Origin of the sequence: Bradyrhizobium tropiciagri, assembly GCF_001189845.1 — a bacterium.
In the GTDB taxonomy this organism is placed as follows: Bacteria; Pseudomonadota; Alphaproteobacteria; order Rhizobiales; family Xanthobacteraceae; genus Bradyrhizobium; species Bradyrhizobium tropiciagri.
Window position 1 is genome coordinate 116,342 of record NZ_LFLZ01000015.1, and the last position, 21,010, is coordinate 137,351.

Sequence of the window (21,010 nt, forward strand, 5' to 3'; positions counted from 1 at the left end):
GACACTAAGCCGACTTCCGCTGCGGTTTGACTGCCGGCTTCTTCGCCGCAGCCTCTTTCGCCGGTTTCTTGCCTGCGATCGGCATCAGCATTTCCTTCTGCCCGGCCGCCGCCTTGCGCGGTTTCTTGCCTGATTTCTTCGGAACCTCTGTTGCTGCCGCCCCGTCTCTTCCAATGCTCTTGCGCAGCGCGTCCATCAGGTCGACGACGTTCTCGCCCCGAGGACGCGCCTTGGCGGTGACGGGTTTGCCCGCGCGCTTCTGGTTGATGAGGTCGATGAGGGCGGTTTCGTACTGGTCTTCGAACTTGTCCGGCTCGAAGTGGCCCGCCTTCTGATTGACGATGTGCCTGGCGAGATCGAGCATGTCCTTGGTGACTTTGACATCCTGGATATCGTCGAAATATTCCTCCGCGGAACGGACTTCATAGGGATAGCGCAGCAGGGTCCCCATCAGCCCCTTGTCCAGCGGCTCCAGCGCGATGATGTGCTCGCGATTGGTCAGCACCACGCGACCGATCGCGACCTTGTTCATCTCTCGGACGGTCTCGCGGATGACCGCGAAAGCGTCGTGCCCGACTTTGCCGTCCGGAGTCAGGTAGTAAGGGCGGATCAGATAGCGTGGATCGATTTCGCTACGGTCGACGAACTCGTCGATCTCGATCGTTCGCGTCGATTCCAGTGCGACGTTTTCGAGCTCCTCTTTCGTCACCTCGATGAAGGTGTCGGTGTCGACCTTGTAGCCTTTGACGATGTCCTCGTTGTCGACTTCCTCGCCGGTGTCGGCGTCCACCTTGGCGTATTTGATGCGGTGGCCGGTCTTCCGGTTGAGCTGATTGAACGAGACCTTTTCGGATTCCGACGTGGCCGGATAGAGCGCTACCGGACAGGTGACGAGGGAAAGACGCAGGAAGCCTTTCCAGTTTGCGCGCGGGGCCATCGCGGGGAACTCCATTACTGACGCCGGATTCAAGACGAACGGCACGGCTTGGTTCCGACATCACCTCCACTCCCATCAGGATGATTTTTTATCGAAAGGACCTGACCGGACTCGACATTTGTTCTTGTTATGTTCTAATTCAGAATGACCGATCGACCCGCGAGCTGGCGCATGCCGACCCCGAAGCAGATGGAGAAACTGGCCGCTGAAGCTGCCCGTAGACCGGCCCCCTCCTCTGCGGCTCCAGGTGCGCCACTCCCGGCGGAATATTGGGAATCAGTCCTGAAGGACCCTCGCGCCGACGAGAGCGGAGCCGAGAAGCGACAGCGACGTATTTCCGAGATTCAGCGCCACGTGCTGCGTGTCTCCTGCCGCCGCTGCGAGCGGCTCGTGGAAATCCAGACCGCTGATGCGGTCCGATTGTATGGCCGCAACGCGGTCTGGAAGGACGTGGCCCAGCGGTTGCTCGACAACACCTGCCAGCAGCGCACCGGCAGGCATGAAGAAGACGGGTGTTGGCCGGCGTTCGAGACGCCGTAACTTTTCCCGATTGCCGATCCGATCTCTTGCGCCTGGATGTCCGGATGGCCCCGAAGAATCACCCCATGCCGCTGTCGGGCGGCGATCGCAAGGCTCTGGCGAAAGAGCTCGGCAAGGCACGTGCGATGGCCAGCATCCTGGCCGCTCAATCGGCGGAGATGCGGGCAAAGGGCGAGGCCATGATCCAGCAAGCTGACAGGCTGCTTTGCGAAAGCTGGAATGAGCGCATGTGGAGCGACGGCGAACCCATCGATCCGTCACCCACCATCGATCAGGCCGTGAACGGAGGCTTTCCCTGGCTTGAGATCATGTGCGCTCGCTGCAAGACGCCAAGCGACGTGGATCTCGCGGCGATGAAGCACCCACCGACGACCTTCGTGCACGACCTTGCCAGCCGGCTACGCTGCCGCAAGTGCATCAAGGCGGGCCGGCGTCCATCCGCTATTCTGCTACAGTTGGCCTGGCAGCCTCGCCACCCCAGACCCGAAGCCTGACCGATGTGCAATCTCTACTCGATCACGACAAACCAGGCGGCTATCAGCGCGCTATTCCGCGTCGTGAACCGATACGTGGGCAATCTGGCCCCCATGCCCGGCGTGTTTCCGGACTACCAGGCACCGATCGTGCGCAACGGAGCCGGGGGCCGCGAGCTCGCCACGGCACGATGGGGAATGCCGTCGTCATCGAAGGCACTGATGGACGCCACCAAGAAACGAGCCGAAAAGCTGCAGGCCAAGGGCAAGGCGGTCGAATTCAAGGAATTGCTCAGAATGGAGCCGGACGGCGGCACGACCAACATCCGCAACGCGAAGAGCAAACACTGGTCTCGCTGGCTCGGCGTCGAGAATCGCTGTGTGGTACCGTTCAACTCATTCAGCGAATTCAATAAGGCCGAAGGCGGCGACATCTGGTTCGCGCTCGACGAGACCCGTCGCCTCGCCTGCTTCGCAGGCATCTGGACCAACTGGACGTCCGTGCGGAAGGTCAAGGAAGGGGAAACCACCAACGACCTCTATGCGTTTCTCACGACGGACCCGAACGCAGAGGTCGGCGCCATCCACCCGAAAGCGATGCCCGTGATCCTGACGACGCCGGAAGAGGTCGAGTCCTGGATGACGGCCCCTCCGGACGAGGCCCTGAAGCTTCAGCGGCCCCTGCCGGACAGGTCACTGCAGATCGTCGCTCGCGGCAATAAGGAAGATCCGACCGGGCCGGCGGTGTGATCGACCAGACGAGATCGGGTCCTACGCCACCGGGCAAGATCGTTCACGTCGACATGGATGCCTTCTACGCATCGGTCGAGCCGCGGGGTAATCCGGGCCTGCGCGGTGGCGCGAGCGCCGACGGGCGTGAGGCAACCACGGCGACAGGTCCCGCTGCCATCAACTCCGTCGCATTCACGACGGAGTGCTTGCTCGTCGGCGGATTGTCCGCTGGACGACGCGTTGACTCTCGAACGAACTTGCAAATTAACGCTTGATTAACCATGTGCCGGCCAACCTTGCGATCCAAGCAAGGAATCGCTCATGGCTACATTTCGAGTTCAGCTCGCCAACGGGGAAAAGAGCCTGAAGACCGACCTCAAAGCACCTAACGAGGATTCGGCGCGCAACACTGCGGAACGATGGTTCGACGGCGCGCGATGGCGGATCATCGAGATACGGCAGCTGACCGATTGACTGTCCTGACGTCGTTCAGGATCCGCGGAATCGGGTCGAAGCACGGCATTGCTTGTGAGCTCGCCCGGAAGACCCGCGGAGGCGGGCCTCAAAGTAACCCGAGCAGAGTAGATCGCTCGTCCAGAGATGCCATCTGAACTCGAATCTGCCGGTGGCCGCCTGCCTGCCCCATCGTCCAAAGGGCCGGCGAGTGAGCGCGCATCGATAAGCTCTCATCAGGCCGGGTGATTTTCACGAGTACATCATACACTCGAGGCCGGAGCAGCCTTCATCGCCGGCTCCGATTCGGCATCGACCTTAAAGCCCTTCGCGGACAAATCCCGATCGAGCGTCTCAGGAAGCAGAAGAGAAGCCAGAACGAAGATGGCTGCGGCGGGAAGGGCCACGGCAACCATGCCATTTAGCAGGCTTCCGCCGAAATGAGCGGCCGCAAGGGGTACAATGACCGGTGCGATGCTGCCAAGACCGCGACCGCCCATATAGAATGTGGACACCGCCGTCGCACGCAAATTGACCGGATAGAGCTCCGAGATCCAGACGCCTGTCACACCGAGCGCCACGTTTCCGACCCCGAAACCGATGTAGAGCCAGAACATTGGCCATTCCGTCTTCGAACCGGCGTAGAGCTGACTACCCCACACTGCCATGCCAACCAGGGATCCGATCCAGAATAACGCCGGAACGAGAGCACCGAAGCGACGACCGGCTCTGTCATTGAAAAAGCCGTTGGCCAAGTAGCAGATCCCGCTGACCACGGAAAGAAGAACGGCCGTGGTGCGAACGACGTCGCCCGGCGTATGCATATCCCGGAGCAACAGCGTCGGAATGAAGGAGACTACGCTGTAATAGCACAGCATGTAGCTCATCAGCCATACGAAGGCAGTGGCGGTCTGCCGCGCCAGGCCGTTGCGGAACAGATCTGCAAGAGGAAGGGTGCGGGCCGCCGCGGCAACTTGACCGGCCTTGCGTTGTGCCTCGTACTCCAGCCAGATCTTCGACTCAGGCATGAAGAAGCGGATGAAGATGATCAGCAGAATCGGCACTCCGCCGCTCAGCAGGCCGAGGCGCCAGCTCCACTCGTCGCTGAACGTCGCGATGAGCCAGATTCCGAAGATCGAAGCCGTGGACGATGCGATCACGGCGCAGCCCTGAAGCGCAGCTGCGCCAAAACCTCGGCTGCCTTTCTTCCAGGCTTCGTTGAAAAGCACCATGCCGACGCCATACTCGCCGCCAAGACCGATGCCGGTAATGAACCGCAGAACCGCAAGCGACCAGTAGTTCCATGCGAATGCGGAAATAATCGCCGCGACCGAGAACAGCGCGATCGTGAGCTGGAGCGAGGTCTTTCGGCCAAGGCGATCACCGATGACGCCGAACAGGGCCCCGCCGATCGCCGATCCGAAGAGTGTCAGGGCCTGCAGAGAGCCGATCTCGGTCAACGATAGCGACATTGAGCGCTGGATCGCGGGCAGGAGAAATGGAAAGATCAGGACATCGTAGAAGTCGAGAATGTATCCCAACATCGCCGAGATCATGATCGAATAGCGTTGCCTGGCCGTGTAATCTTCCACGCCTGAGACGGTTTTAGACATGCAATGAGTTTCCCGTTGAAAGAGCTGAACAGTGGATGATCGCCGCCGAAGCGCTTTCCGCGTCATTGGGAGCCGCAAATACGGCTCCGGGCGCCCGGTTCGATGGCGAGGCCTAGCGGCCGGGCGACCTCAACTCCGGGTAGGCAAACTCGCCCTTGTCGAGGATGTGGACATCGTCGAGCCAGAGACTGCAGCCGCGAAGCGGGATATCGAGATGGCACGGCGTGTCGTTCGTGCCGCCAAGCTCGGTATTCGGTCCCGTCGAGAACAGAACGTTTCCATAAAAGGAAAGCGCGTTCATGATGTGCTCCGACGCGAGCTGCTGAGATGCAGCTATATGGTGCCAGTCGGCGCGCTCATTCGATCCCCACCCGATATGCGAGATTGCCCAACCTCGCGGATCGCCGAAACTGTCGATATAGCTCCTGATGAGTGTCGCATCGGTGCCCTCGCCCTTGAGGTCGACGATGTAGCCGTCCTTGATGGTGAGCATGACCGGAGACTGGACGTAGCGCTTGAATGCGCAGAGAATGTCGCCCGGCATCAGAACGACAGTGCCGTTGACGTCCCCATCCGTGGCTTGCGTGAAAGCAAATCCTGACGGGAAATGATCCCAGCGGCCCGGCTCATCGGTGTATCCGTACTCGGAAATGACCGGATACTGCTTTAGGCCGTAGGTCACATCTGTTCCGCCCGGCGACGTGATGCGCATGGTTCTGGCTGACTGCAGGAGGGTTCGTGAGAGCTCGGTTCGCCGGCGGAGATCCTCAGTCGGGAACATCTTCTTGAGAATGTGGAACGGCTCCATTACGCGCAGAATGCGCGTGCCCGTCTCCTGAATTTCGAGCTGCTCGCGAGAGAACAGCAGGCCCAGAAGATCAATCACCATATCCACACGCTTGAGCGTGTCGATCGCCGGCTGGTTGCCGCTCAGCGCGTGTCTGCCCTGCTGGCCCGCGACCTTGCTCTGGCCGTACTTTGGAACATTGAGGTGGAAGGTAGTCGCGCCAAGGCTCCGCGCGGCCAGCATGAACGTCTGGGCATACTCCGACTGATCCTCGCCGCCGCTCAGGACAGCTACGACCTCGCCTTCCCTCACCTTGCAAAGTGCAAGTTCGGCCTTGAAGAGTTCGAGCATTTCAACATCGATGCGTTGTCGGGTCATCTTAAGTCATCTCCCTTGCCAGTCATGTATTCGCAGCGCTCCGACCGGTCTTTCGAGCGGTCAGGCGAGGACGTCACTGACGATCGAAAGGAAGCGTTCCGTGTCGTCGATGTGCATTTGGTGACCTGCGCTCTCCAGTCGCTTGATCTCGATGGACGGCAATAATCTTTGAATCTCTCTTTCATCTTCGGGACGGATGACGTCGCCTTTGCCTGCAACGAGCAGCCAAGTGCGGACGCTGAGGTTGGCGAGATCATTGTGAATGTCATCGTGATGAAAGCCCTTGTGACTTTCGATCAGGGCGCGCTCGTCGCAGGTGTGCATCCACTCGGCCCGGGCACGAATGTGCTTTTCGGGCCAGCGCGGCGCGGACGGGCTTCGCAGCGCCGCGTCCGCTTCTCCAAGGCTTGCGCTATGAAGCAGCTTGAGAAGAGGCCCGATCGGACTTGGGTAGGCGCGACGTCCGGGGCCGGAGACCGGTGGATCGACCAGGATCAACCGTCTTATGGACGATGGACGCCAGCGCGCGGCACGAATTCCGATCCGGGCGCCCATGGAGTGGCCGAGCAGGGTATACGCCCCTATTTCCAGCGCCGCGGCGAACGAGACCAGATCGGAGGCGCAGGCATCCAGCGAATAATTGAGATGCGGTCCGCTTTCGGAAAGGCCGCGCCCCCGGACGCGAGTACATAGACGTCGTGTCCGATGCACAAACGTTCCGCGATGAACGCCCATTGTGCCGCGGCGGTCGAGATGCCCGGGACGATGATGATGGCAGGACCGGCTCCGCCGAAGCGCAGGTAATGCTGGCGGATGCCGTTTGCGCGCACGTGAGCGCCGTAGAGCAGACCGGGGACCTGGGCGACACTCATGTCGGGCGATCCTGCGTACGATCAGCCGGCAGCGCATGAAGCCGCTCGATGGCTTCCGAGGTGGGCATCACATCTGCGTACTTGCTGGCTATATCGAACAGGTTGACGGCGTGCGAAGTCGGCGAACGATCGTAGACGGCATCGCTCGGCACGATCGATTTGAAATTCAGCGCGCATGCATCGACGACCGATGCCCGGACGCAGCCGCTGGTCGTGCAGCCGGTCACAACCAGTGAATCGATCCCGGCTCCGACGAGATACGTCGTGAGCGGGGTGCCGAAGAATGCGCTTGCCTGCGTCTTTGGCAGCAGCAGCTCCCCCGGCTCCGGAGCCACCTCGCGAACAAAGTCGTAGCCCTCGGGCGGAATCTGCATGATGGCTGGAATTTTTGCCGCGAATGCCCCACGGTCATGGCTGACCTTGCAGGCGACATGCGGAAATATCACCGGCCATCCTCTCCCGCGAAACAGCCGCATCAGATCGGAAATCTGCGCTATGGCCTGCCAACCAACCTCACCGCAGCTGGTTGGATATTGCTTGATCGCCTCGCGGATCGGCATCGGCTGGTCACCGACCGAGCGGTACTGCACGTCAATCACCAGGAGCGCGGGCCGCTTGCCGAATCCAGCCGCGCCACCCAATCCTGCGATCGCATAGGTCTCGCGCTCTTCAAGCGGTATTACCCTGTCCCAGGGCTGCTCTTTGCCGATCATCCTTGTGCACCGGTGCTCGTGGGGAGAGATGTCAATGAAGAGGAACGGCGGTCGCGTCGTACTGGTAGATCCAGTCGTAACGAGCGGCGGTCGCTGCCGGCGCCCACTGCGTCCTGATGTAGTCTCCCGCCGTTTCGGCCCTTGAGAGCGCCGGGTTATGGAAGATCGGCAACATCCCGGCCGCGGACTTCACAACCCTGGTTGTGCGATCTAGGCGTAGGCGCTGATATGTCTGGAAAGCTCTCGCTGGATCGTCGGGGTGCTGCTCGAGGCATCGGGCGAGAACGGAGGCGTCCTCCAACGCCATGTTCACTCCCTGACCGAGATATGGCAGCATGGAATGGCACGCATCTCCAAGAAGCGTGACCCGTCCTTGCGACCAACCAGCCAGCGTAGGCCGCACGAACAGACCCCACTTGTGAAGGCTTTCGACGTTGCTGACGAGCGCGATGATGTCGGGATGCCAGCCCACGAAGTCCTTCAGGCACTCCTCGACGGACCCTTTCTCCGACCAGGATTCCAGGAGCCAGTCGTTACGATCGACCTGACCCGAGAACGTCATCAATTCCGTGTTCTGCCAACGGACCGGATATGCCGTGACATGCGCGGTCGGCCCGATCCAGGTCGACACCACGGCCTCGCGTTGATGCGGCTCGAGCCGGTCGACCGGCACAAGACCACGCCAGGCGATTGCGTTGGTGTACTGGCTTTCGATTTGTCCGATCAGTCCGGTTCGGACTTTCGAATGCGAACCGTCGGCGCCGATCAGCGCCCGACCTTCGATCTCGCGGCCATCCGCGAGCCGGGCTCGAATTCCTTCCTGGCTCTGGCGGAATCCGACAACATGGGCGTTCAGATGGATGGCGTCCGCCTTCAATCGCCGCACACCGTCGACAAGGATCTTCAACAGGTGCGCGCGCAGCAGAAGGTAGGGTTGGTTACGGGCCGCGTCGGAGCTCCGGTTATACAGGGACCACGTTTCACCGGTGTTCCAGAGCCGGATGGAACGTCGCTCGGCCGCGATGCAATTCTGTTCGACTTGCTCGGCGAGGCCGAGATCGCGAAGTACGCGCACGCCGTTCATGGAGACCCAAAGGCCGGCGCCAATTTCACGCAACTCGGACGCCTGCTCGAAAACGTCGCAATCGATGCCGCGTCGGAGCAGCGATAACGCCATCGCCAAGCCGCCGATGCCCGCGCCCGCGATCAAGACGCTCGTTCTTTTGACCTGATCAATACTCATGATACCTCCAAAAAGTAGCTGCGCCGTCTCGCGTGGTTTCAAGCGGCATCCTGCCGGCCCGCAAGGCTCTTCACGGCTTCGAAAATCTTGGTGTAACCGGTGCAGCGGCAAAGATTGCCGTCGAGATAGTGCCGGATTTCCGCGTCTGTCGGATGTGGCGTTGTCTTGAAGAGCGCCGTGACCGCCATGATGAACCCGGGCGTGCAAAAGCCGCACTGCAGGCCTCCATGAAGCACGAACGCCTCCTGGATCGGGGATAGTCCGTCCGGCGGCGTGACGCCCTCGATTGTAGTGACCTCGCGCCGGTCCACATCGACCGCGAGCGTTGTGCAGCTCGAGATCGGCCCGCCGTCGAGAAGGACCGTGCAAGCGCCGCACACTTCCATGTCGCAGGAACGTTTCGTTCCCCTGAGGCCCAAACGATCTCGGATGAGGTCGATCAAAAGCATATGGGCCGGGACGTCGACGACGATCGTCTTGCCGTTCAACGAGAAGGAGATCGCCAATACCTGTGTCATTTCAGCCAGCTCCCACCGGCGATGACCGCCTCATCGGCGTTACGCAGAAGGAGCACGCCTGCAATGTGACGCTTGTAATCGGCCCCGCCATGCCGATCGGCGTTGACTTCGAGCTGATCCAAGGCTGCGGGAAGCGCGGTCTCAATCGCCCGACGGGCCTCTGCTACCACTACGTTTCGGAGGGCATCCTCGACGGCCGCCAAAGGCTGTGGCCGCGAACCAAGCGCACCGACCCGCACACGGGCGCTCCTGATCGTGCTCCCGCCGGCGTTCAGTGACCAGGCCATCGCGACGTTCACGGAAGGCCTCTCACCATGCTTGAACCGACGATAGGTTACGGGTCCCGCGGGCCGCGGGAACACAATCACTCTCAGCAGCTCGTCAGGTTCGCGCACCGTTTCCATTTCGCTTCGGATAAAATCATCGGCGGGAATTTCACGCGTCCCCCGGGATCCCTCGAGTACCAGTCGTGCGTTGAGGGCCGCGAGCATCGTCGGCGGATCGGCGTGAGGCTCTCCAAAGCAGAGGTTGCCGCCGATTGTTCCGATGTTCCGGACCCTGATATTTGCCACCTCCGCGCAGAGCGATGCCAGCGCCGGCACGTGCTCGCGGATGACGGAATCGTCGCTGATCTTCCTGTGCGTGCAGCGCGCGCCGATCTCGATCTCGTTTATGTCGTTGACGGCGATGCAATCGAGCCCAGGGATACCCTTGATGTCGATGAGGCGGTCTGCACGGATGACGCGCATTTTCAGCGCGAGCAGCAACTCGGTCCCGCCAGCATAGAACATGCCGTCGCCGGAATCGCCGACGGCGCGCACGGCGTCGGCGATCGTCGAAGGCCGCTCGAATTGGAAGGGTGACGGCAGCATGATCAGGCCGCACCCAGCATTTCTTTGAGCCGCTTCTCGAACTCTTCGAAGTTCTGATCGACCCGACGTTTGATGATGCCGAATCCCATTGTCGCAAGCCGGCCCTGCACGTCGACTTTCGCGTCCACGGCAAATGTGGAACCAGAACCGGTCTGCGTGACGGTCACATCGAGGACAACCGCCAGCCGCGTTCCTGTGATCTTGTCGCGGCCCGTAGCGCGGGTGCGCACGTGAGACGGCTCGGTGATCGATTCAACGATGATGTCAGCCGGCACCTCGAGCTTGAAAGGACCGATCTTCTGCTTGACGGTTGCTTTGTAGGCTGCATGCCGCTGGATTTCCTCGACACTTTCGCACCCGGGAATGCAACTTGATATGCGTGGAACGTCGAGCAGCGTGCTCCAAAGCTGCGCCGGGGTCGCCGGCACCGCCATTGACATGTTGAATTCCATGAATTCAGTTCCTCTTCTGGAGTGCGCGCCACACTTTTTCGGGTGTCATTGGCAGATCGGTTATTCGGATGCCGTAGGCGGCGAACAGCGCGTTGGCGATCGCAGGTGCGACCGGCAGGATCGCTCCCTCGCCCATTCCTTTGGCGCCGCCAGGCCCGGGGCCGTCGCCGTTTTCGACAAGTATCGTGTCGAACGAGGGCGGCACGTCGGAGATCCGCGGGATCGAATAATCGATCGGCGTCGCGTTGACGGGTTGCCCGTCCTCGAACTCGAGCGCCTCGTGAAGCGCGTGACCGAGCCCCATGACAGCAGCGCCCTCATCCTGGCCTTCCGCAGCGACGCGATTGATCACAAGACCGACGTCGGCGGCGCTGGCGTACCGAGGCACACGGATCTCGCCGGTTTCCTCATCGACCACGATCTCTGCGAGACCCGCGGATGTCTCCCAGAACAGAGGTGACTCCGCCAGGGAGCCTTTCTTCGAACGCGGCATGATGGCGCCGCGGCCGACGACTTCTCCCGAATCGACACCCAGGCTGCGGTGAAATATCTGATGGAAAGTGAGAACTTCTGGACCAGTCGAGACGCCTCCCTCGACGAGTGACAGGCCGTCGCGAGGAAGCTCCCAGACCTCGGCAACCATGTCGAGAATCTGATCGGCTGCGTCGAGAGCGGCGCTCTCGACAGAGAGGCCGACGACGACGGTCGAGCGGCTCGCGCCGGTACCCCAGTCGTAAGGGGCGACCGCCGTATCCGAGCGCAGGACGGTGACCGCAGACACCTTCTGCTTCAATGTCTGCGCCGCGATTTGGGCCATCGTCGCGTGCGCACCCTGACCAACCTCGATGCTCGAGACCGAAACGAGAATCGACCCATCGATCTTGAGACGCACGATCGCGTTGCTGATCGGCGTATTCGCCGGATCGGTTGCGGCAATCGCCAATCCACGCGCACGGCGGTTGGAGGGTTTCGCTTCCGGCGCGAACGACCGCGTCACCCGGCCGATCAACTCGCTCATATCCATGTCGAGCGCGCGCAGGTCGGGGCGGATGCGCTCACCACGGGAGGCCAGATTCAGCATGCGGAACTCGGTCGGGTCCATGCCGATTGCCGCAGCCACATTGTCCATGTGCGATTCCTTGGCCCAAACCGCCTGAGGGCCACCGATTGAGCGGAATGCCGCGCCAGGGACGGTGTTCGTGTAAACCGCACATGCTTCGAGGCGCATGTTCGGCACCACGTATGGCCCCATGATGCGATTCGCCGATTTCGTGGCGACTGCTGAGCCCGTATCTGAATACGCTCCGCCGTCGAGCAGAAGCCTGGCGCTCTTCGCGAGGATCCGTCCGTTGGCATCGACCGCGGTTCGAATCGTGATGTCAGCGCCGAGCCTTCGGCAGGTGAGCATCGATTCCGCCATGGATTGAGCGATCCGAACCGGGCGCCGCACCTTCCAGGACGCGGCGGCGACCAACGGTTCGATCTTGACGGATGCCTTGCCGCCGAATCCCCCGCCAACAAACGGGACGATCACGCGGACCTTGGCCAGCGCCAGGCCAAACAGCCTGGACAGGACCTTCTGAACCGCGGTCGGCGTCTGCGCACCTGCCCAGACCGTCAGGGAGTCTCCATGGAAGTCGGCGATGACCGCGTGCGGCTCCATCGCGAAATGCGAGATCGCCGGAAAAGTGAAGTGGTCTTCGTGAACGTACGCCGCGACCGCCTCCGCAGCGTCAACATCTCCAACGTTGTTCCTGTAAGTGTGAAAGATGTTGCTGCTCGGTGTCGGCCTGGCGCCGCCCTTGAAGTAGAAGTCTTCGAGGTTTTCGTGATGTTCATGGATGAGCGCCGCATCCGCCATCATCGCTGCACGGATGGTCGTTGCATGAGGGATTTCGTCGTACGCGATGTCGACAAGCTCCGCGGCGGCTTCGGCGATCTCGACGGTCTCGGCGATCACCACGGCGACCGGCTCGCCCACATACCGGACTCGGTCGATTGCCATGATCGGCCGGTCCTTGAGCACGACCCCCCAGCAACCGAACGAGACGACATCCGCTCCGATGAGCACGTCGACGACGCCGGGCACGGACCTGGCAACGCTCGCGTCAATCGACGAGACGCGCGCGTGAGTAGCCGGCGAACGAACCACAAAGCCGTGCAGCATCGCCGGGATCACGAGGTCGGTAACGTATTCTGCCCGCCCCGTAACCTTCTCGATGAGGTCGGGTCGTACGGCACTCATGCTGTCAGTCACCGACATGCTCGGGTCCGGGGTGCGAGGTCGCCGCCGATGGTCAGAAAGCCTGCGCGGCTCCTCCCAGGGGGCAATCCTCAACCCCTACCCCATCTATCACTCGTATGCAAGTGCTACACTTGTACACAAGTGATACCGGCCCACCGGACGGATAGGGCTCGCGGTCAGACGGCATGGATTCTTGGGGTCAACGAATGTACACAAATGATCAACTCGGGACTCCCGAGGGCGAGCAATCAGCTTTGTTCAAGCCGAGCCACGGCCAAGTGCCGCAAAGGGACGATATCGTGCAACCGAAAACCAAGACGGCTCTGACCGAGAAGCCGAAAGAGGCCGCACAGTCTTACAGGTTGGACGATGCACCAGGATTCCTGTTGCGCGTCGCGCTCCGTACCCACACATCGATCTTTGTCGCGAAAATGATCGAAGAACTGACCCCACCCCAATTCTCGACGTTGGCAAAACTGAGGGAAGTCGGATCATGTTCTCAAAATCACCTGGGACGACTGATCCACTATGATTCAGCAACGATCACTGGCGTCATCAATCGCCTCAAATCGCGCGGGCTGATCAAGAGCTCCAAGGATCCTTTGGACCCACGACGACGGCAGATCGAATTAACGGACAAAGGGAGGCGGACGGCGGACGCTGCCATCGAGACCATTGGTGAGATTTCCGGCGAGACATTTGCCCCCTTGACCAGGGAAGAATTTCGGACTCTGACCGAGATCCTCAAGAAAATCATACGCCGCTGAGCCCCACAGCGCTGAGCCGGCCGACAAGCTAATCCCGTAAACGCTTCAGCCGCCGCCAAGCGAAAAAAATGGCCCGGCAAGAGCCGGGCCAAGTATAGGGAGGAAGCGAAGGATGGGGATCCTTCGCAAACGCCGAACGCGGATCTCGATCGAAGACAGCCCAACGAACGATCTCAGCGAACAGAACTATCCGGTATGCCGCGCCGCATTTTGTGCTGAAGAAGACGGAACTACGCTAGTTTCCGGCATTTTCGCGTGACAGAGTTGGGACAAGCCACATCGGCGCGCGCACCATGCTGCATAGACCAGCCAGCTTGTCTGCAGCCGACGACGACACGATCACAACAATTGATGGAGTCCATCACTGGCCATCTACCGAATGGCTTTCGTCGCACGATCGATCGACGCCGTCCCCGAAGTGCGGCTATCCCGCGCGTCTGCGCAGGGTCCGGACAATTTTTGTCCTGAAGCGCGCGAGATCAAATAGCAATCTGGGTGCTCTCCTGATCGCAATCGCTTTACCCACGATCGCGAGCCGCAGAACGCGGACCAATCTAGCCAGGCCCAATTCCATGAATGCCTGCCGGACATGTGGCTGGTTGGCGATCGAAAGCATATTGTTCGCTACAACGATGGACGATCTGAGCTCGGGTTTCTTCTGCAGAACAAAGTCTCGGCATGCTGCCGCGAACTCCTGCTCCTGAGCGCTCAAGGATATGCTGAAGACAGTTCGATTATCCTCCGCCATATTCAATTGCCCCCGAGCGATCGCACGGCGCGGCCTTCCGTCTTTCGACCTCACAGCCTGCGCGGCCTGGCTTTCGCCTTCCAATCGGCAACACGTCCGTGCCGACTTTCTGCGAAATTGTTCCTTGGTAGCATTGGAGGTCGCGGCATTTTCTGGCGAAAACCCTCGCGGACAGCCTTGAAAGCGCGATCGGTGGAGCCGATTGACGCAGCAACGCGGCATTTTCTACCGTCGAAGCGGTGCCCGGTCTGACACCCTAAGACGCGTCTTGTCGCGGCAGCTCCCTGCGTTGAGCCTTCCGGCTGCTTTCCCCATTGCGGAGCCCGACGATGGCCAGCCGTGACAGTCATCAGATCCTCGTCCCGGGAATGGACGAGGCTAACCCGCAGGATCGGATTCTCGCGTCCTCATGTTAGTTTTCGGTGACGAGCATTTCCCGGGGCGCTATCTTGACCCGGACTCAGGCGAGCCCCTTATCTCCGCCTCCTGAATTGCGGGAACCGTAGCCACTAACGAGCGAATTCCATGAGCATGTTATCCACGTCCGAAATGGATCCTGGTCTTGCTAGAATGAATTTGCCCGAGCTTCGGATCAACTACGATCCGATTGATCCGGATCAGTTCGATCGACCGATCACCTCATTCTGCATCGAAACCGGCGAAGACAACGACGAGCTTCCGCTCCACTCACACAAGAAAGGGCAACTCGTTGTCGCTTCACATGGATCGGTGATGTGTCGTGCCCCCGGCGGACTATGGATCGTTCCGCCGCAGGGTGCCGTGTGGATACCGGCCGGCGTCATGCACAGCAATTGCGTCTCGGACAATGGAAAGGTCTACGTCGTCTTCATCGATCCGCAGGCGAGTACGCTTCCGAGCACGTGCTGCACATTCACGATATCGTCGCTCGTTCGTGAACTGATACATCGGCTCTCCGTCTTTCCTCCCCTGTATCCGGTCGACGGGCCGACCAGCCGGCTCGGACGCGTGCTACTCGACGAATTGGTGCAGATGTCCAGCGAACAGATGTACTTGCCCATCTCCACCGACAGGCGACTTCAGCATCTCGCGGCATCGCTGCTCCATGACCCCGGCGATCGCAGCACAATCGACGAACTAGCGACCAGATATGCGATGAGTGTCCGGACCTTCGCCCGCCTGGTGCTGAAGGAAACCGGGATGACGTTCGGACGCTGGCGACAGCGCCTTCACATCCTCGTCGCACTGCAGAGGCTGTCTGCGGGATCTTCCGTTCAGGCCGTCTCGCTCGATCTGGGCTATGAGACCCCCAGCGCCTTCATAACCATGTTCAAGAAGGCAATGGGCAAGAGCCCGCGCCGCTTCCTTGCCGAGCGATCCAGCTTCGTAGGCCGTGAGCCCTTGGCTTGAAGACCTTCGCCCGGGGACGCTGGCCCCAACATCGCCCGCTGGGGCCGCAGCTCGCGGCGTCTCCTATCGCGAGTTGAATGGGACGAGAGGGTATTGGAGCGCAGCTTCGGCGACCGACTGCGGCGCCACCACGCGAGGCTTCCCGTTCTGCCCTTGAAGGATGGTCACGTCGCTGCCCATATTCTGGCCATTGGCGTCGAACTTGATCTTGCCGCTGGACATCAGGATCGGCGTCATGTCCGTTCCTTTAAGCGCGGTATGGATCGCAGCGGACTCGGAAGAACCGGCGCGGCTTACGGCGTCCGCAACAATCTGAACAGCTTCAAAGGCACAACCTGAATTCCCGTCGACCCAGTCATTTGGATAATCGGACGCGAATCGCTTCAGGATCGCCGCGGCGTCGGGCGCTTTCGGATTGTACCACAGGGTCGAGAGTATCGCGCCGTCGCCGTACTTGCCCAACGCGTCATAGTACGCCTTGTCCTGCACGCCATTCGAGTTGGGTGAGAAGATCATTTTGGGATTCCACCCCTGCTTGGTGCATTCCCGAATGATCATGATGGCGTCGTTGACACGCGTCACGGAGACCAACGCGTCCGCGCCTGACGCTTTGGCTTTTGCAACCTCGACCGAAAGATCCTTGGCTCTTTCATCGTATGGAATGTACTCGGCAATCCTGAGGGGCACTTCGACCTCCTTCCAGGCCTGATCGATGCTCGCCGCGGTCGACTGTCCCATCGCATTGTTGAGGTGCATGACGGCGGCGCTTGTTGGAGCGTCCTTGATCGAGGACAGGAGTGACTTCAGCTCCATGAGGGACTTCCTGACGATTGTCAGGGACGTCGGATAATACCTGAACACCTCGGTGAATCCTTGAGAGGTCACCTGGGTCGCGCTCGCGATGTGAACGACCATAGGCACTTTTGCGGCTTCTGCGGCCTGAAGCGCGGAGATGGTTGCTCCGGAATCCCACGCGCCGATAAGTACCGTGCACCCCTGCCTGATCAGGTTCTCGGCGGCAATCCGTCCGTTCTCCGGCCGACTTTGCGTGTCCGCATGGATGATCTGCAGCTCTATACCGAACTTCTCCTTTGCGAATTTTGCACCGACATCGATGCCGCGCACGCAAGCCTGCCCCGGAAACGCCAGGACGCCACTGCTCGGATTGATTGCACCGACGCGGACCTTGGCCGGGGTGGCCGCCCTTGACTGCCACGATGCGAACCCGATGGCGGCGCCAATTCCGCTACCGATCAAGGACCGGCGGGTCAAACCGCTTTCGCTGTGCTTTCTCATGTAGTTCCCCCTTTTTGGTTGGCTGCAAGAATATCGATGCGGTCTGACAGGCGCGCTCAACGAACAGTGAGGCGAATCGCGCCAGGGACGTGCAGTCGCGCTCGGCGCGCTTCACGAGATGCGCCGCCCGCGTGATTTGGCTCAGGGTCTGACTTCCGCCTTGACGAGGTTTTCTTCGCTCTCGTCATAAAGCGTATCGATTAGCGGTCGATACCGCTCCATGATCTGCTTCCGACGCTTCTTCCGAGTCGGCGTCATCATGCCGTTCTCGGGAGAAAGCTCTTCCGGCAATATCCGGAACGCCTTGATCTGCTCGGCCCTGGCGAGCCTGCCATTCGCCTTGCCGATCTCAGCTTCGATCATCCGCACCACGATTTCGGAGTTCGCCAGTTCCGAGTACCGGTCGATGCGAAGACCGTGCGATCTGGCCCAATCCATCGTCGCGGTCGCGTTCACCTCGATCAACGCGGTGAGGTACTTCTTTCCTTCTCCAAGGACAGCCGCCTCAGAGATAAACGGGCTGCGCCTGAGCTCGTTTTCGATCTGCGTCGGGCTGATGGATTTTCCATTGGAAGTGTTGATGATCTCCTTTTTTCGATCGACCAGCCTGAAAAGGCCTGCCGAATCGACGTCCACGATGTCTCCGGTGTAGAGCCAGCCGTCGCGCAGAGCGGACTTGGTCTCTTCCGGCTTATTCCAGTAACCGACAAAGAGTCCGGGTCCTCTGACAATCATTTCCCCGTCTTCGAGAACAGCGGTCTCCCAAGCCGGATCCCGCAGAGGTACGCCCACGGTGCCGGCTTCCGGCCATTCCGCCATCTGCACCAGGTTGGCGCCGACCAGCTCTGTCTGTCCGTAACATTCCTTCAGCTGCAACCCCCATAGCTGCCACAGCGACATCAGCTCGGGAGGCATCGCCGCAGACGAGGTGTATGTAACCGTGAGTTCCTCGAACCCGACCTCACAAAGCAGCGGACGGAAGACGTGTTGCTGGCACACGGCAAAGAGGCCGGAAATGAACGGGTCCGGCACGCCTCCGGCCTGGCGATCATCAAGAGCCTTGCGGGCGATGGTCATCGCGAGCTGATAGTTCTGCTTCTGCTTCTCGGACCCGTAGTGAACCTTGCTGAGGATCTGGGTGGCATAACGCTGGAAGAACCGCGGCGGAGCCATGAAGTAGGTCGGCTTCACTTCCTTGACCGTTTGAGCGAACTCTGCGCTGTTCTCGCCGAAATACGGCACCAGGCGGATGAGCAGAGGCAATGTCGTTGCCTGCGCGCGTGCCACCGTGTGTGACATCGGCAGGTGCACGACGACGCGGTGGACATCGGAGCGCAACTTCGACGTGAACAGGGTTACGCTGTGCGCACCGGCGAGCAGCGACAGATGGGTCAGCATCGCTCCCTTCGGAAATCCCGTCGTGCCGGACGTGTATCCGATGCTGGTCAGATCGCTCGGCGTTGCTTTCGCGACCTGCTCCCGCAGGAAGATGTCGGCGTCAACCGATGTTTCGCTCCAGAAATCATGAAGAGAAACGACGTTCGCCGGCCCGCCTGCCTTCTTCCACGCGGGATCAAGCACGATGATTCTTTTCAGATGGTCAGCACGGCCCGATGCAAGCACGGTACCGAGCTGAAGTTCACTCCCGACGAACATGAACGACGTTCCGGAGTCGCCGAGATAATAGCCGACCTCCTCCGCCGATGAGGTGAAGTAGACGCCGACCATGATGCCGCCGGCACAAATGATCGCCATGTCGGCAAGAAGCCATTCCTGGGACACATCCCCCATGATCGCCGCGCGATCGCCGCGTTCGAATCCAGCCCTTTGCAGAGAGGCCGCCAACTTGGCCACCAGGTCCGAATACTGCTTCCAGGTCGTGGCGATCCACTCACCGCGACGTTTTTGCTTGAAAGCGATCTCGTCAGAAAGCACCCCCCTCCGCTGGCTCAAAAGCTGCGGGATGGTCACGTCGGCGAGTTGGGCGCCTGACGCAAAACCCTCGGCGCTCACCTCAACGCTCCGCGAAGCGCTTGCGCTTTTCAGCGAAGGCGGCAACGGCATCGCGCCGGTCGGGCGCGGCAAAGGTGATCGTCTCGAGGGCGGTCGAGGTGTCCAGGAGCAGATGCGCGTACTGCTTGATGATCTTGTTCACGCAATACTTGGTCCAGATGATTGATTCCCTTGGGCCGCTCGCGAGCATCTCCGCGTACTCGATTGCAGCATCCTTGACGTCCCTGTTCGAAATCACCTCGTTGATCATGCCGATGGACGCGGCCTTTTCCGCGGAGATGAAGTCACCGGTCATCAGGTAGTGCTTCGCACGGACGGGCCCCATCAACAGTGGCCACATCACCGCGCCGCCGTCGCCCGCGACCACGCCTGCCGTAACATGCGTGTCGGCAAACCTCGCGGCCGGACTCGCGAATATGACATCGCAGAACAAGGCGAGGGTTGCCCCGAGACCGACCGCGACGCCGTTGACCGCGGCGATGATCGGCGCCTCGACTTCCAGCATGTTCCGGATCAGATGGCGTCCGCCCCGAGTCGGCGACGGGATCGGACTCTTGTCGAGCGTTTTCTGATCGCCGCCCGAACAGAACCCCCGTCCGGCCCCCGTCAGAACGATCGCACGGACCGCCTTGTCCTCGTCCAGCTCGACGAAGACCCGCTCGAGCTCGCTGTGCATATCCCAATTGATGGCGTTGAGGATCTCCGGCCGGTTCATCGTGACGATGGCGACACCGCTCGGCCGCTTCTCGACGATCAGATATTTATAGTTCTGCTTCGACATGGCTATCTTCCGTTGGTTCCGGTTGGCTTATTTTTGCGATCGCATGGCGCGGATCTGTCCGAGAATGTCTTCCGTAGGCCGGACGACATTGTTTCTGTCGTTGAAGTGGGGGATCACATAGCGGCCACACATGTCGATCGCTTCCATGATTTTCTCGTGACTGACGGAGTCGAGATGGAGAAGCACCTCGTCGACGCCCATCGCCTGGAACTTCTCGATCTGACGAATGACAGTGTCCGGGCTTCCGCAGACCGTTGTCGCGGAGTGGTTGAGCAAGTAGTCCCAGTCCTTTCCCGCGCGCTCCATGGCTGGCACGCTCTCGCTCATATACGCATAGTCGTCGGCGAGCTTCGCGAGACGGGGATAGGCGTCCGTTGAAATCCTCGCATAGTGCATGAGGGGCTCGGCGTAATCGTCCTTCGCTTTCTGATCGGTTGGCCCGATGCCGAAGAAAAGCGGAATGCCGATGCGCGGCCGATCGAGCGGACCTTGTTCGTCACGCTTCCAGCCGCGACGGTAAGTGTTTAGAAGCTTTTCCTGGACCTCCCATCCCTGGTAGATGCAGTTGCTCATGACGGCGAGGCCTTCGGATCCGGCCCAGCTGTGGCTCCGCTCGCTGGTTGCAGCGATGCCGATCACCGGATGAGGCTTCTGCATCGGCTTGGGCACCAGCATCCGCGGCGGGATCTGATAGTACTTGCCCTCGAAGGTGAAGATATCTTCGCGCATCGATTTCTTCAGGAGCGCGATACCTTCTTCCATCTGAGCGAGCGTTTCGCTCGGATCAACGTTGAAGGCGCGCATGGCGATGGTCGTGTTGGCCCGGCCGGCGTAAAATTCCATGCGGCCATGCGACAGGATGTCGGTTACTGCCAATCGCTCCGCCGATCGCAAAGCATGATTGATCTTCTGGGGCATCAGCGTCACCGCTGACCGCAGCTTCACGCGCGAAGTAACGGCTGCAAGATACCCGTAGACGACCTCCGGCGCGGAGCTCGAGATGCCGCCGAGTGCAACGTGTTGCTCGGAAAGCGCGACGCAGTCGAATCCGACCTTTTCCGCCAGACGCACCTCGTCCACGAGTTCATGGAGTCGGCGGGCGTAGCTCTGCCCGACCTGGGTTTCTTGCTCCGACCAAAACCCGAACGTAAGTGCCATCTTCTGGATCCTCATGGAGTGTCAAGATGG

Annotated in this window: 19 protein-coding genes and 1 pseudogene; 6 read left to right on the top strand and 14 right to left on the bottom strand. The window is 60.6% G+C overall.

From position 1 onward, the window contains the following. Window positions 1-4: 4 nt before the first annotated feature. Entirely contained in the window at window positions 5-937 is a 933-nt protein-coding gene (ku, locus tag AKN84_RS15005) for a non-homologous end joining protein Ku (RefSeq protein ID WP_050421493.1), read from the bottom strand. Between the two features lie 144 nt (window positions 938-1,081). Between ku and AKN84_RS15010 the strand changes: the two genes are divergently transcribed. The 4 genes from AKN84_RS15010 to AKN84_RS47365 all read left to right on the top strand — a co-directional run bounded on the left by AKN84_RS15010 (window position 1,082) and on the right by AKN84_RS47365 (window position 3,156). After that, complete coding sequence (locus tag AKN84_RS15010) at window positions 1,082-1,477, top strand: hypothetical protein (protein WP_193399656.1); 396 nt, start codon at window positions 1,082-1,084, stop codon at window positions 1,475-1,477. Window positions 1,478-1,521: 44 nt separating this feature from the next. After that, a complete protein-coding gene (locus AKN84_RS15015; protein ID WP_050421462.1) occupies window positions 1,522-1,971 on the top strand; it encodes a hypothetical protein in 450 nt (149 codons plus the stop codon). A gap of 3 nt (window positions 1,972-1,974) precedes the next feature. After that, on the top strand, window positions 1,975-2,700 hold the full coding sequence (locus AKN84_RS15020; RefSeq protein WP_050421463.1) for an SOS response-associated peptidase: 726 nt from the start codon (window positions 1,975-1,977) through the stop codon (window positions 2,698-2,700). 303 nt (window positions 2,701-3,003) lie between these two features. Continuing rightward, complete coding sequence (locus AKN84_RS47365; RefSeq protein ID WP_157863306.1) at window positions 3,004-3,156, top strand: hypothetical protein; 153 nt, start codon at window positions 3,004-3,006, stop codon at window positions 3,154-3,156. Between the two features lie 242 nt (window positions 3,157-3,398). Here the strand turns inward: AKN84_RS47365 and AKN84_RS15025 are convergent, their stop codons facing one another. The 9 genes and pseudogenes from AKN84_RS15025 to AKN84_RS15065 form a co-directional block, all read right to left on the bottom strand. Beyond that, a complete protein-coding gene (locus AKN84_RS15025) occupies window positions 3,399-4,748 on the bottom strand; it encodes an MFS transporter (protein WP_050421464.1) in 1,350 nt (449 codons plus the stop codon). A 112-nt stretch (window positions 4,749-4,860) separates the two neighbouring features. Continuing rightward, window positions 4,861-5,913 carry a 2,5-dihydroxypyridine 5,6-dioxygenase NicX family protein gene (locus AKN84_RS15030; protein ID WP_128970830.1) on the bottom strand — a complete coding sequence of 351 codons (1,053 nt, stop codon included), beginning with the start codon at window positions 5,911-5,913 and terminating at the stop codon, window positions 4,861-4,863. Window positions 5,914-5,973: 60 nt separating this feature from the next. Further along, a pseudogene (locus tag AKN84_RS15035) lies at window positions 5,974-6,785 on the bottom strand (alpha/beta fold hydrolase). Continuing rightward, on the bottom strand, window positions 6,782-7,498 hold the full coding sequence (locus AKN84_RS15040; RefSeq protein ID WP_050421465.1) for an isochorismatase family protein: 717 nt from the start codon (window positions 7,496-7,498) through the stop codon (window positions 6,782-6,784). Before AKN84_RS15040 ends, AKN84_RS15035 begins: the two are co-directional and overlap by 4 nt. 31 nt (window positions 7,499-7,529) lie before the next feature. Continuing rightward, window positions 7,530-8,741 (bottom strand): FAD-dependent monooxygenase, encoded by a 1,212-nt coding sequence (locus AKN84_RS15045; protein WP_128970831.1) that lies wholly within the window; start codon window positions 8,739-8,741, stop codon window positions 7,530-7,532. Between the two features lie 38 nt (window positions 8,742-8,779). Next, on the bottom strand, window positions 8,780-9,259 hold the full coding sequence (locus tag AKN84_RS15050; protein WP_050421466.1) for a (2Fe-2S)-binding protein: 480 nt from the start codon (window positions 9,257-9,259) through the stop codon (window positions 8,780-8,782). Beyond that, window positions 9,256-10,131 carry an FAD binding domain-containing protein gene (locus AKN84_RS15055; protein ID WP_050421467.1) on the bottom strand — a complete coding sequence of 292 codons (876 nt, stop codon included), beginning with the start codon at window positions 10,129-10,131 and terminating at the stop codon, window positions 9,256-9,258. The genes AKN84_RS15050 and AKN84_RS15055 overlap by 4 nt, the downstream gene beginning before the upstream one ends. Window positions 10,132-10,133: 2 nt before the next feature. After that, on the bottom strand, window positions 10,134-10,583 hold the full coding sequence (locus AKN84_RS15060) for an SRPBCC family protein (protein ID WP_050421468.1): 450 nt from the start codon (window positions 10,581-10,583) through the stop codon (window positions 10,134-10,136). Between the two features lie 4 nt (window positions 10,584-10,587). Then, complete coding sequence (locus tag AKN84_RS15065) at window positions 10,588-12,846, bottom strand: xanthine dehydrogenase family protein molybdopterin-binding subunit (RefSeq protein WP_128970832.1); 2,259 nt, start codon at window positions 12,844-12,846, stop codon at window positions 10,588-10,590. A 188-nt stretch (window positions 12,847-13,034) separates the two neighbouring features. Here AKN84_RS15065 and AKN84_RS15070 point away from each other — a divergent pair, with 188 nt between their 5' ends. Both AKN84_RS15070 and AKN84_RS15080 read left to right on the top strand, forming a co-directional pair. Further along, window positions 13,035-13,595, top strand: coding sequence for a MarR family winged helix-turn-helix transcriptional regulator (locus AKN84_RS15070; protein WP_244485118.1), 561 nt, complete (start codon window positions 13,035-13,037; stop codon window positions 13,593-13,595). A 1,273-nt stretch (window positions 13,596-14,868) separates the two neighbouring features. Continuing rightward, window positions 14,869-15,732 carry an AraC family transcriptional regulator gene (locus AKN84_RS15080; protein ID WP_244485120.1) on the top strand — a complete coding sequence of 288 codons (864 nt, stop codon included), beginning with the start codon at window positions 14,869-14,871 and terminating at the stop codon, window positions 15,730-15,732. A 63-nt stretch (window positions 15,733-15,795) separates the two neighbouring features. Here AKN84_RS15080 and AKN84_RS15085 read toward each other — a convergent pair whose 3' ends face one another. From AKN84_RS15085 to AKN84_RS15100, 4 genes are all read right to left on the bottom strand, one after another. Further along, entirely contained in the window at window positions 15,796-17,028 is a 1,233-nt protein-coding gene (locus AKN84_RS15085; protein ID WP_050421471.1) for an ABC transporter substrate-binding protein, read from the bottom strand. Window positions 17,029-17,169: 141 nt separating this feature from the next. Further along, window positions 17,170-19,041 (bottom strand): AMP-dependent synthetase/ligase, encoded by a 1,872-nt coding sequence (locus AKN84_RS15090; protein ID WP_050421472.1) that lies wholly within the window; start codon window positions 19,039-19,041, stop codon window positions 17,170-17,172. 1 nt (window position 19,042) lies between these two features. Next, entirely contained in the window at window positions 19,043-19,822 is a 780-nt protein-coding gene (locus AKN84_RS15095; protein WP_050401602.1) for an enoyl-CoA hydratase/isomerase family protein, read from the bottom strand. A gap of 27 nt (window positions 19,823-19,849) precedes the next feature. Continuing rightward, window positions 19,850-20,980 (bottom strand): LLM class flavin-dependent oxidoreductase, encoded by a 1,131-nt coding sequence (locus AKN84_RS15100; protein ID WP_050421498.1) that lies wholly within the window; start codon window positions 20,978-20,980, stop codon window positions 19,850-19,852. Window positions 20,981-21,010: the final 30 nt, after the last annotated feature.